Genomic DNA, 11,893 nt, shown 5'->3' on the forward strand with positions numbered 1-11,893 from the left:
GCTCATCACATTACTCCGGCGCGTAGCAGGTCGTGCATATTCAGCGCGCCGACCGGGCGGTCGTCGTTGTCGATCACTACCAGTCCGCTGATCTTGTGGTCTTCCATGATTTTCAGTGCCTCGGCGGCGAGCATCTCCGCGCGGGCGGTTTTGCCGTGCACGGTCATCACGTCATCGATCTTCGACTGGCGCACATCGATGCCGCGATCCAGGGTGCGGCGCAGGTCGCCATCGGTGAAGACCCCGGCCAGGCGTCCATCGTCCTCGACCACTACGGTCATGCCCAGGCCTTTCTGGGTCATTTCCAGCAGGGCGTCACGCAACGAGGTGCCGCGCCGCACGCTCGGCAGTCTGGCGCCGGCATGCATGACGTTCTCCACCTTCAGCAGCAGGCGTCGGCCCAGGGCGCCGCCGGGGTGGGAGAAGGCAAAGTCTTCGGCGGTAAAGCCGCGGGCTTCCAGTAGGGCAATGGCCAGGGCATCGCCGAGCACTAGGGAGGCGGTGGTGGAAGAGGTTGGGGCCAGGTTGAGTGGGCAGGCTTCCTGGGACACGCGGGCGTCCAGGTTGACTTCGGCAGCCTTGGCCAGTGCTGAATCCGGGTTGCCGGTCATGCTGATCAGGCAGATGCCGAGGCGCTTGATCAGCGGCAGCAGGGTGACGATTTCCGCGGTCGAGCCGGAGTTGGACAGGGCCAGCACTACGTCGTCGCGGGTGATCATGCCCATGTCGCCATGGCTGGCTTCGGCCGGGTGGACGAAGAAGGCGGTGGTGCCGGTGCTGGCCAGGGTGGCGGCAATCTTGTTGCCGATATGCCCGGATTTGCCCATGCCGACCACCACCACGCGGCCCTTGCTGGCCAGAATGAGTTCGCAGGCGCGAATAAAATTGCTGTCGATGCGTGGCAACAGCTCTTCAATCGCCTCGAGTTCCAGGCGAATGGTGCGTTGTGCGGACTTGATCAGCTCGTTGGACTGGCTCATGGCGTCTTTAATCGGCAGGTCGAGTAAAAGGCGGCGATTATAGCGGGAAAGATTCGCGCGCTCACCTTTGAATCGTCCGACGGCAGGGCTTGAGCGCTTTTGCCGGGCGCGTGCAGTGGTGTGACCGGTGTTCTGTAAGCAAATGTTCGGTCTTGGGCGGGGTAATTCGACAATGTTATAGTGCGCGGCTATTTCGGCCGGTCTGGCAACTGCGGTGCCTTTGCAGCGCTGGCGGACGTCTGTCAGGGAGGCTGCATCCAAGGAGTCGAGATGAGTGCCGAACAACACTACGCGGTCGAGCTGAAAAACCTCAGTTTTCAGCGCGGCGACCGGGACATTTTCAAAGACATAGAGATTCGCATCCCGCGCGGCAAGGTCACCGGCATCATGGGGCCTTCCGGCTGTGGCAAGACCACGCTGTTGCGCCTGATCGGCGCGCAGCTCAGGCCGAGCAAGGGTGAGGTGTGGGTCAATGGGTTGAACCTGCCGAGCCTCTCGCGCAACGAGCTGTTCGACATGCGCAAGCAGATGGGCGTGCTGTTCCAGAGCGGTGCGCTGTTCACCGACCTGGATGTGTTCGAGAACGTCGCCTTTCCGCTGCGCGTGCATACCCAGCTGCCTGAAGAAATGATTCGCGACATTGTCCTGATGAAATTGCAGGCGGTGGGTTTGCGTGGCGCGCTCGAGTTGATGCCGGATGAGCTGTCCGGCGGCATGAAGCGCCGCGTGGCGCTGGCGCGGGCGATTGCCCTCGACCCACAGATCCTGATGTACGACGAACCTTTCGTTGGCCAGGATCCGATTGCCATGGGGGTGCTGGTGCGCTTGATTCGTTTGCTCAGCGATGCCCTGGGTATGACCAGCATCGTGGTGTCCCACGACCTGGCGGAAACCGCCAGCATTGCCGATTACATCTACCTGGTGGGGGATGCCCAGGTGCTCGGCCAAGGCACGCCGGACGAATTGATGAACTCGGATGACCCGCGCGTTCGCCAGTTCATGCAAGGCATCCCCGACGGGCCGGTGCCGTTCCATTTTTCGGCGGCAGACTACCGCGACGATTTATTGGGGGGGCGCTGATGCGCAAGACATCTACGCTCGAGCAGATCCGTCTGTTTGGTCGCGCCGGTATCGATGCGGTGGCCACCCTTGGGCGCTCGACGGTGTTTCTGCTGCGTGCCTTGTTTGGCCGCAGTTCTGCCGGTAACCCGCTGCAGTTGCTGGTAAAGCAGTTGTACTCGGTAGGCGTCATGTCCCTGGCGATCATCGTCGTGTCGGGGGTTTTTATCGGCATGGTCTTGTCGTTGCAGGGGTTCAATATCCTGTCCGACTACGGTTCGGAACAGGCGGTCGGGCAGATGGTCGCCCTGACCTTGTTGCGCGAGCTCGGTCCGGTGGTCACCGCCTTGTTGTTCGCCGGGCGCGCGGGTTCTGCGTTGACCGCGGAAATCGGCAACATGAAATCCACCGAGCAGTTGTCCAGCCTGGAAATGATCGGTGTCGATCCGCTCAAGTACATAGTCGCGCCGCGCCTGTGGGCCGGCTTCATCTCGATGCCGTTGCTCGCCGTGATCTTCAGCGTGGTCGGTATCTGGGGCGGGGCGATGGTCGCGATCGACTGGCTCGGCGTATACGAAGGTTCGTTCTGGGCCAACATGCAGAACAGTGTTTCGTTTCGTGAAGACGTGCTCAATGGGCTGATCAAAAGCATCGTGTTCGGCTTTGTCGTCACCTGGATTGCCGTTTTTCAGGGCTATGACTGCGAGCCGACCTCGGAAGGCATCAGCCGCGCCACCACAAAAACAGTGGTTTACGCCTCACTCGCCGTGTTGGGGCTGGACTTTATTCTGACCGCTTTGATGTTTGGAGACTTCTGATGCAAAACCGCACACTGGAGATTGGTGTCGGCCTGTTCCTGTTGGCCGGGTTATTGGCCCTGCTGCTGCTGGCGTTGCGCGTCAGTGGTCTGACGGTGGGCAGCGGCAACGATACGTACAAGATTTATGCGCATTTTGAGAATATCGCCGGTCTAACCGTAAGGGCCAAGGTGACCATGGCCGGGGTGACCATCGGCAAAGTGACCGCAATCGATCTGGACCGCGACAGCTACACCGGCCGCGTTACCCTCTCGCTGGATGACAGCGTGAACAACCTGCCCATCGATTCGACTGCATCGATCCTGACCGCCGGCTTGCTCGGCGAGAAGTACGTCGGCATCAGCGTTGGCGGTGACGAAGAAGTGCTGGTCGATGGCGCTACCATCTATGACACCCAGTCGTCGCTGGTGCTGGAAGACCTGATCGGTAAATTCCTGCTCAATTCGGTCAATAAAGACGAAGCCAAATAATGAGGGCCCCCATTATGCTCAAGACCCTGCGTAACAGCCTGTTCGCGCTGCTGGCGGCCTTGCCGCTGCTGGCTGTCGCTGCCCCGAGTGCCCACCAGGTGGTGGAGCAGACCACCACCACTCTGCTGGAGGATCTGAAGGTCAATAAGGAGCAATACCGCAAGGAACCAGCGGCCTTCTACGCCGCATTGAACGAAATTCTCGGTCCGGTGGTGGATGTCGACGGCATTTCCCGCGGGGTGATGACCGTGCGCTACTCGCGCCAGGCCACGCCTGAGCAGATGCAGCGCTTCCAGGAGAACTTCAAGCGCAGCCTGATGCAGTTCTACGGCAACGCCCTGCTCGAATACAACAATCAGGATATTCGCGTGCTGCCACCCAGCGGCAAGCAGGATCCGCAGCGTGCGGCGGTGAACATGGAGATCAAGGACGGCAATGGCACCGTCTACCCGCTGTCCTACACCATGGTCAGCCAGGACGATAGCTGGAAGATGCGCAACCTGATCATCAATGGCATCAACGTCGGCAAGCTGTTCCGCGATCAGTTCGCCCAGTCCATGCAGAACAACCGCAATGATCTGGACAAGGTCATCGACACCTGGGCCGATACCGTGGCCAAGGCCCGTCAGTCCTCGGGTGAGTCGTGAGTCGGGCGGGCATTGTCGAACCGTCGTCGGGGCTGTTGCAGCTCTCCGGCGTGCTCGATTATCTCAGCGGTTCGGCCTTGCGCGAGCAGGGCGGACGGCTGATTGCCGCCAGTCAGGCCCGCGTCTGTGTGATTGATTGCGCGTCTGTGGACAAGTCCAGTAGCGTAGGCCTGTCGCTGTTGCTGGCGTTCATGCGCGATGCCCAGGCTGCCGGCAAGAGCCTGGTGGTGCGCGGTCTGCCCGAGGACATGCGCGAACTCGCCAGCGTTTCCGGGCTGCTGGAAGTGCTGCCGCTGGAAACCTGAGTCCTGCTCCCGGTCGGTATGGCGGCATGCGGAGTTCGCAGGCGGGCGGCTTTTTTTGTATGATACGCGGCCCGCGAGCCCAGGCTCCGCTGTCGTTAATGAATGCGTTGATCGAGGTTGAGCATGCAGGCCTTAGAAGTGAAAAGCCTCCTGGAGGCCAAATTGCCGAACACCCAGGTGGAAGTGGAAGGCGAAGGCTGTAACTTTCAGCTGAATCTGATTAGTGATGAGTTGGCCGGCCTGAGCCCGGTCAAACGTCAACAGCAGGTCTACGCTCATCTGAACCCCTGGATTGCCGATGGCAGTATCCATGCGGTGAACATGAAATTCTTCAGCCGTGCCGATTGGGCCGCGCGCTCCTAAATCGAGAGAGTCATGGACAAACTGATTATTACCGGCGGTGTGCGCCTGAATGGCGAGATCCGCATTTCCGGGGCGAAGAACTCTGCCCTGCCGATTCTCGCCGCGACCCTGCTCGGCGATGCGCCGGTGACCATCTGCAACCTGCCGCATCTGCACGACATCACCACCATGATCGAGCTGTTCGGGCGCATGGGCATCGAGCCGATCATCGACGAGAAGCTCAGCGTGGAAGTCGATGCGCGGGCGATCAAGACGCTGGTCGCGCCCTACGAACTGGTCAAGACCATGCGCGCCTCGATCCTGGTGCTCGGGCCGATGGTGGCGCGTTTCGGTCGGGCCGAAGTCGCCCTGCCTGGCGGTTGCGCCATTGGCTCGCGGCCGGTCGACCTGCATATTCGCGGCCTCGAAGCGATGGGCGCGACCATCGATGTGGAGGCCGGCTATATCAAGGCCAAGGCGCCCGAGGGCGGCCTGCGCGGCGCGCACTTCTTCTTCGATACCGTGAGCGTGACCGGTACCGAGAACATCATGATGGCCGCGACCCTGGCCAAAGGCCGTAGCGTGCTGGAAAACGCCGCGCGCGAGCCGGAAGTGGTCGATCTGGCCAACTGCCTGATCGCCATGGGTGCGCAGATCAGCGGTGCCGGCACCGACACCATCACCATCGACGGCGTCGAGCGTCTCGGCGGCGCCCGTTTCAGTGTGATGCCGGATCGGATCGAAACCGGTACCTATCTGGTGGCCGCCGCCGCCACCGGCGGCCGGGTCAAACTGAAAGATACCGACCCCACCACCCTGGAAGCGGTGCTGTCCAAGCTGCAGGAAGCCGGTGCGCAAATCACCACCGGTGCCGACTGGATCGAACTGGACATGCAAGGCAAGCGGCCGAAAGCCGTCAACCTGCGTACCGCGCCCTATCCGGCGTTCCCCACCGACATGCAGGCGCAGTTCATCGCCCTCAACGCGATTGCCGAAGGTACCGGCACGGTGATCGAAACCGTGTTCGAGAATCGCTTTATGCATGTCTATGAAATGACCCGTATGGGCGCGCAGATCCTGGTCGAGGGCAATACCGCCATCGTCACCGGAGTCGACAAGCTCAAGGGCGCGCCAGTCATGGCCACCGACCTGCGCGCTTCCGCCAGCCTGGTCATCGCCGCATTGGTCGCCGACGGCGATACCCTGATCGACCGCATCTACCACATCGACCGTGGCTATGAGTGCATCGAGGAAAAACTACAGATGCTGGGCGCTAAAATTCGCCGCGTGCCGGGTTGATGACATGCTGACCATTGCCCTTTCCAAAGGCCGTATCCTCGACGACACCCTGCCGCTGCTCGCTGCCGCAGGCATAGTGCCGACCGAAAACCCGGATAAAAGCCGCAAGCTGATTATTCCGACCACTCAGGACGATGTGCGTCTGCTGATCGTGCGCGCCACCGATGTGCCGACCTATGTCGAACACGGGGCGGCAGATCTCGGCGTGGCCGGCAAGGATGTGTTGCTCGAGTACGGCGGCCAGGGCCTGTATGAGCCGCTGGATCTGCGTATCGCGCTGTGCAAACTGATGACCGCCGGCGCCGTCGGTGCGCCGGAGCCGAAAGGCCGGCTGCGGGTGGCGACCAAGTTCGTCAACGTGGCCAAGCGTTATTACGCCGAGCAGGGCCGACAGGTCGATGTGATCAAGCTGTATGGCTCCATGGAGTTGGCGCCGCTGGTGGGGCTGGCCGACAAGATCATCGACGTGGTCGATACCGGCAATACCCTGCGCGCCAACGGCCTGGAAGCCCAGGAGCTGATCGCCCACATCAGTTCGCGGTTGATCGTCAACAAGGCCTCGATGAAGATGCAGCACGCGCGCATCCAGGCGCTGATCGATACCCTGCGCGAAGCGGTCGAGTCGCGATGACCGCCAGAGATGGCGGAAATGTCGAAAATGCAGGAGCAATTTTCGACCATCCGGTCTGAGTCTGATGGCCGCCCCTGTGCGGCCTAGCCTATCCGCGTTATAGCCAAAATTCTCAGGTGCCCGCGCGGCGTGGTTGATACTCTACGGGCGCTTGAGCATTTGCCAATCACGAGGCCCGCTATGACCGCTGCTATCGCCATCCGCCGACTCAATGCCGCCGACCAGGACTTCGCCCGTCATCTGGATCATCTGCTCAGCTGGGAAAGTGTCTCGGACGATGCGGTCAACCAGCGTGTGCTGGAGATCATCAAGGCCGTGCGCGAGCGTGGCGATGCCGCGTTGGTCGAATTCACCCAGCGCTTCGACGATCTGCAAGTGGCGTCGATGGCCGACCTGATCCTGCCGCGCGCGCGCCTGGAACTGGCCCTGACCCGCATCACCGCGGCGCAGCAGCAGGCCCTGGAACTTGCCGCCGAGCGGGTGCGCAGCTACCACGAGAAACAGGTGCAGGACTCCTGGACCTACACCGAGGCCGACGGTACGGTGCTGGGGCAGAAGGTCACCCCGCTGGACCGCGCCGGCCTCTATGTACCGGGCGGCAAGGCGTCCTACCCGTCCTCGGTGCTGATGAACGCCATTCCGGCCAAGGTCGCCGGGGTGGCGGAAGTGGTGATGGTGGTGCCGACTCCGCGCGGCGAACTCAACGAGCTGGTGCTGGCCGCCGCCTGCATCGCCGGGGTCGACCGGGTGTTCACCATCGGCGGCGCCCAGGCCGTGGCCGCCCTGGCCTACGGCACCGAGAGCGTGCCGCCGGTGGACAAGATCGTCGGCCCCGGCAACATCTACGTGGCCACCGCCAAGCGCCATGTGTTCGGCAAGGTCGGCATCGACATGATCGCCGGACCCTCGGAGATTCTGGTGGTCTGCGACGGCCAGACCGATCCTGACTGGATCGCCATGGATCTGTTCTCCCAGGCCGAGCACGACGAAGATGCCCAGTCGATTCTGCTCAGCCCGGACGCCGCCTTCCTCGACCGTGTGGCCGCGAGCATCGCCAGACTGTTGCCGACCATGGAGCGCGCCGAGATCATCCGCGCCTCCCTCGAGGCCCGGGGCGCGTTGATCCAGGTCGCCGATATGGCCCAGGCCATCGAGGTGGCCAACCGTATCGCCCCGGAACACCTTGAATTGTCGGTCGCCGATCCCGAGCAGTACCTGCCGCAGATTCGCCATGCCGGCGCGATCTTCATGGGCCGCTACACCGCCGAGGCGCTCGGCGATTACTGCGCCGGGCCGAACCATGTGCTGCCGACCTCCGGCACCGCGCGTTATTCCTCGCCGCTGGGGGTCTACGACTTCCAGAAGCGCTCGTCGATCATCCATTGCTCGGCCGCCGGCGCCTCCGAGCTGGGCAAGACCGCCTCGGTGCTGGCCCGTGGCGAGTCGCTGACCGCCCACGCGCGCAGCGCCGAATACCGCATCAAGGGCTAAATGTAGGATGGGTTGAGCGCAGCGACACCCATCACAAGCGCAACGAATTCGAGGAGAGAAGGGCAGATGAGCAAATTCTGGAGCCCCTTCGTCAAGAACCTGGTGCCCTATGTGCCGGGCGAGCAGCCGAAACTGGCCAAGCTGGTCAAGCTCAATACCAACGAAAACCCCTATGGCCCGTCGCCAAAAGCCATTGCCGCCATGCAGGCCGAGCTGAACGACAACCTGCGCCTGTACCCGGATCCCAACGGCGAGCGCCTCAAGCAGGCGGTGGCCGAGTACTACGGGGTGACGCCGGCCCAGGTGTTCGTGGGCAACGGTTCCGACGAGGTGCTGGCGCATGCTTTTCACGGCCTGTTCCAGCACGACAAGCCGTTGCTGTTCCCGGATATCAGCTACAGCTTCTACCCGGTCTACTGCGGTCTCTATGGCATCGCCTGCGAGCAGATCGCCCTGGATGAGCAATTCCAGATCCGCGTCGCAGACTATGCGCGGCCCAACGGCGGCATCGTCTTCCCCAATCCCAACGCACCGACCGGCTGCCTGTTGGCCCTGGACGCCATCGAACAATTGCTCAAGGCCAACCCCGATAGCGTGGTGTTGGTCGACGAGGCCTATATCGATTTCGGTGGCGCCACGGCGATCAGCCTGGTCGATCAGTATCCGAACCTGCTGGTGACCCAGACCCTGTCCAAGTCGCGTTCGCTGGCTGGGCTGCGGGTCGGTCTGGCAGTCGGCCACCCGCAGCTGATCGAGGCCCTGGAGCGGATCAAGAACAGCTTCAACTCCTATCCGCTCGATCGCCTGGCGATTGCCGGCGCGGCGGCGGCATTCGAGGATCGCGGCTATTTCGAGCAGACCTGCCGCCAGGTCATCGACAGCCGCGAAAGCGTGGTGGCCGGTCTGCAGGCGCTGGGCTTCGAGGTGCTGCCCTCGGCCGCCAACTTCGTCTTCGCCCGCCATCCGCACAAGGATGCGGCGAACCTGGCCGCCGGTCTGCGCGAGCAGGGGGTGATAGTGCGGCACTTCAAACAGGCGCGGATCGCCCAGTTCCTGCGCATCAGCATCGGTGCGCCGGAGCAGAACCAGGCGTTGTTGGATGCCTTGAGCAGCCTGTAAACGTTGGGACATAAAAAAGCCGGAGCAGTGCTCCGGCTTTTTTATGGATGCGATCAGGCTACTCGCGGTGGGCTTCGCCGAGAAAGGTCAGCGAACTGAACAGGCCGCGGGTTTCGATATCCGCATCGTTGGCCACCGGCAAGTTGGCTTCTGCTGCGATGATATTCAGCCCTTCGTTACGCACCATGACTTGGGCACGGCCTGCCGAGTCGGTCACCGCACTGATCTGGTGCGGGGCGCCGCGGTAGTCGCCGATCAGTTCGATGCCCGCGGCGGGCTTGCCGTCGACCAGCACGCGCACCGGCAGCCGCTTGCCCACGCCGACTTCGAGCGGGTCGGCTTCCGGCAGGATGACCATCTTCAGCTGATCGAGCGCCGGCAGGCTGACGCCTTGGTGGTAGATCGCCAGGCTGTATTTGAAGGTGTGCAAGGACTTGGTCGAAGTGGGCACCTTGCTGCGGCCCTGGTTGATCCACTGCTGATCCGGGGTCAGCGACCAGGGCCCGTTATCCAACGCCACGGCGACCACGGCCGGCGGCTTCAGCGGCTCCAGGCGGGCATGGTCGTCCAGACGCTTGAGCGTGACCGGGATCATCTTGCCGCGGCCGTCGTAAGCCCAGGCGCCGCTGATCTTCTCGGCTTTGAAGGCGTTGTCCTCGGCGCCGTGGCCGTAGATGGCTTCGATATTGCCGCGACGTTGTTCTGTCCACAGGCCGTGGGCGTCGACTTGGCCGGCAAACAGGGCGGCGGCGAGGAGGGGCAGCGTTTTTTTCATGGGGGTTTCCTTGGTTCAGAGGTCGACGGTCAGGTTGAAACTCAGGTTGCGCGGCTCTCCGGGCATGACCCAGAGATTGCTGTAAGAGCGTTCGTAGTACTTCTCGTCGAACAGGTTGTTGAGATGGGCGCCGAGTTTTATGCGCTCGCTGACCCGGTAATGGGCGAGCAGGTCGAGGGTGTTGTAGGCCGGCAGCTCGAAGTCGCTGCCGGCCTGGCCCGAACGGTCGCCGACATAGGTGAGGGCCGCGCCCGCATCCGCGCCGCGTAGCCAGCCGTCCTGGAACTCATAGACGCCCAGCAGGCTGCCGCTTTGTCGGGCCACGCCGAGCAGGCGACTGCCGGTCGGCAGCGACTTGTCGCCCTTGGTGACCTCCGCATCGATAAAGGCGAAGGCGCCGATCACCCGCAGTGCATCGGTCAGCTGGCCGCTGAGCTGCAGATCGAAGCCCTGGCTGCGTGCCTCGCCGGCGGCGGTTTGAAAGCTTGGGTCGAGCGGGTCGGCGCTCAGCACGTTTTCCTTGGCCAGGTGAAAGGCCGCCAGGGTGGCGCTGAGGCGGTGATCCAACAGATTCAGTTTCACGCCGGTCTCGTAACCGATGCCTTGTTCCGGGTCGAACGCTTGGCTGCTGCGGTTCAGGCCGTTGTTCGGTTTGAATGAGGTCGAGGCATTGGCGAACAGGCCGACGGTCGGGGTCAACTGATAGAGCAGGCCGGCGCGCTGGGTCAGGGCGTTGTGCTGCTGACTGCTGCGCCCGCCAGCGGCCTTGTTGTCGATGTGCTGGTCGAAGCGCTCGAAGCGCATGCCGAGCACACCGCGCAGGCGTTCGCTGAAGACGATCTGATCCTGCAGGTTGAGCGCCTGGCTCTCCACCTGCTCGTGGGCGTCGCTGCCGGAACGGACGCCATTGGGGCGTGGCCGGCCATAGATAGGGTCGTAGATGTCGATATTGCTACGCGGCTTGATCTCGGTAACCCGCTCGTTCTTGCGGTAGTTCTCGTACTCGCTGCCGATCAGCAGTTGGTGTTGCAGGCCGCCGAGTTGCAGATCACCGCGCAGTTCGACCTGGCTGATGCTGTCGTGCCAGGTGGTTTCGCGCTCGCGAAAGCGCCGCGTCAGGGTGCGCCCGTCGCCCGCCAGGGTCTGGTTTTCCGAGGCATTGCCGGCCAGCTCGCCTTCCTTGAAATGGCTGGCCAGGCGCAGTTGCCACTGGTCGTTGAGATAGTGCTCGAGGCTGGCCTGGATCAGGTTGTTGTCGTTGTCGATATCGCCGTCGCTCGGTTCGCCGAGGAAGGTCGAGCGCGACACGCTGCCCAGCCGGTTGTTCGGCGCGACTACTCCGCGGTCGAACACCGAGCGGTGGCGCACCACTTCGGCCTCCAGCAGCAGACGGGTATCGGGGCTGAGCTGCCAGCTGAGCGAGGGCGCGGCGAACAGGCGCTCGCTGCCGACGTGATCGCGGAAGCTGTGGTTGTCCTCGACGGCCAGGTTGAGGCGTGCCAGCAGATCGCCTTGTTCGTCCAGCGGGCTGTTGAGATCCAGGCTGGTGCGGTAGCGGTCCCAGCTGCCGGCGCTGGCTTGCAGACGGGTGAAGGTATCGGTCTGGGGCTTCTTGGTGACGATATTCACGGTGCCACCGGGGTCGCCGCGACCGTAGAGGCTGGCGGCTGGGCCCTTGAGCACCTCGATACGCTCGATATTGGCCGCGTCCGGTGTGCTCGGGTAGCCGCGGTTGGCGCTGAAACCGTCCTTGTAGAACTCGGACGTGGTGAAGCCGCGCACGCTGTATTCGTAGAGGGTCAGGCCGCCGAAATTGTTTTGCCTGGATACGCCACCGGCAAAGTCCAGGGCGCGCTCGACGTTGTGGCTGCCGAGGTCGTCCAGTACGGCGCTGGGAATCACGCTGATGGCCTGGGGGATGTCGCTGAGCGGCGTATCGGTCTTGGTTGCGCTGGCC

General features: G+C 62.9%; 13 protein-coding genes. 10 read left to right on the top strand and 3 right to left on the bottom strand.

Annotated elements, in window-relative coordinates; all coding sequences use genetic code 11:
* Positions 1-5: 5 nt before the first annotated feature.
* Complete coding sequence (locus tag P8H27_RS05060; RefSeq protein ID WP_289635573.1) at positions 6-980, bottom strand: KpsF/GutQ family sugar-phosphate isomerase; 975 nt, start codon at positions 978-980, stop codon at positions 6-8.
* Between the two features lie 270 nt (positions 981-1,250).
* Here P8H27_RS05060 and P8H27_RS05065 point away from each other — a divergent pair, with 270 nt between their 5' ends.
* The 10 genes from P8H27_RS05065 to hisC all read left to right on the top strand — a co-directional run bounded on the left by P8H27_RS05065 (position 1,251) and on the right by hisC (position 9,161).
* A complete protein-coding gene (locus tag P8H27_RS05065) occupies positions 1,251-2,060 on the top strand; it encodes an ATP-binding cassette domain-containing protein (RefSeq protein ID WP_289635574.1) in 810 nt (269 codons plus the stop codon).
* Positions 2,060-2,857, top strand: a complete 798-nt coding sequence (gene mlaE, locus P8H27_RS05070) for a lipid asymmetry maintenance ABC transporter permease subunit MlaE (protein ID WP_289635575.1) — start codon at positions 2,060-2,062, stop codon at positions 2,855-2,857. The genes P8H27_RS05065 and mlaE overlap by 1 nt, the downstream gene beginning before the upstream one ends.
* Positions 2,857-3,327: an outer membrane lipid asymmetry maintenance protein MlaD gene (gene mlaD / locus P8H27_RS05075; protein WP_289635576.1), complete on the top strand. Its 471-nt coding sequence runs from the start codon at positions 2,857-2,859 to the stop codon at positions 3,325-3,327. The genes mlaE and mlaD overlap by 1 nt, the downstream gene beginning before the upstream one ends.
* Positions 3,328-3,341: 14 nt before the next feature.
* Positions 3,342-3,974 (top strand): phospholipid-binding protein MlaC, encoded by a 633-nt coding sequence (locus P8H27_RS05080; RefSeq protein WP_289635607.1) that lies wholly within the window; start codon positions 3,342-3,344, stop codon positions 3,972-3,974.
* Positions 3,971-4,279: a lipid asymmetry maintenance protein MlaB gene (locus P8H27_RS05085; RefSeq protein WP_289635577.1), complete on the top strand. Its 309-nt coding sequence runs from the start codon at positions 3,971-3,973 to the stop codon at positions 4,277-4,279. The genes P8H27_RS05080 and P8H27_RS05085 overlap by 4 nt, the downstream gene beginning before the upstream one ends.
* A 123-nt stretch (positions 4,280-4,402) precedes the next feature.
* Positions 4,403-4,642 carry a BolA family protein gene (locus tag P8H27_RS05090; protein WP_289635578.1) on the top strand — a complete coding sequence of 80 codons (240 nt, stop codon included), beginning with the start codon at positions 4,403-4,405 and terminating at the stop codon, positions 4,640-4,642.
* A gap of 12 nt (positions 4,643-4,654) precedes the next feature.
* Positions 4,655-5,920, top strand: a complete 1,266-nt coding sequence (murA, locus tag P8H27_RS05095; RefSeq protein ID WP_289635579.1) for a UDP-N-acetylglucosamine 1-carboxyvinyltransferase — start codon at positions 4,655-4,657, stop codon at positions 5,918-5,920.
* 4 nt (positions 5,921-5,924) lie between these two features.
* On the top strand, positions 5,925-6,551 hold the full coding sequence (gene hisG / locus P8H27_RS05100; RefSeq protein ID WP_289635580.1) for an ATP phosphoribosyltransferase: 627 nt from the start codon (positions 5,925-5,927) through the stop codon (positions 6,549-6,551).
* A gap of 180 nt (positions 6,552-6,731) precedes the next feature.
* Positions 6,732-8,042, top strand: a complete 1,311-nt coding sequence (gene hisD / locus P8H27_RS05105) for a histidinol dehydrogenase (protein WP_289635582.1) — start codon at positions 6,732-6,734, stop codon at positions 8,040-8,042.
* Between the two features lie 66 nt (positions 8,043-8,108).
* Entirely contained in the window at positions 8,109-9,161 is a 1,053-nt protein-coding gene (gene hisC / locus P8H27_RS05110; protein WP_289635583.1) for a histidinol-phosphate transaminase, read from the top strand.
* Positions 9,162-9,219: 58 nt separating this feature from the next.
* On the opposite strand, the gene P8H27_RS05115 is transcribed toward hisC, so the two are convergent.
* Both P8H27_RS05115 and P8H27_RS05120 read right to left on the bottom strand, forming a co-directional pair.
* Positions 9,220-9,936, bottom strand: coding sequence for a DUF4198 domain-containing protein (locus P8H27_RS05115; protein ID WP_289635584.1), 717 nt, complete (start codon positions 9,934-9,936; stop codon positions 9,220-9,222).
* A 15-nt stretch (positions 9,937-9,951) separates the two neighbouring features.
* On the bottom strand, positions 9,952-11,893 hold a 1,942-nt coding region (locus tag P8H27_RS05120), incomplete at its 5' end, for a TonB-dependent siderophore receptor (protein WP_289635586.1).

Origin of the sequence: Pseudomonas sp. sp1636, from assembly GCF_030376615.1 — a bacterium.
Lineage (GTDB): Bacteria > Pseudomonadota > Gammaproteobacteria > Pseudomonadales > Pseudomonadaceae > Aquipseudomonas.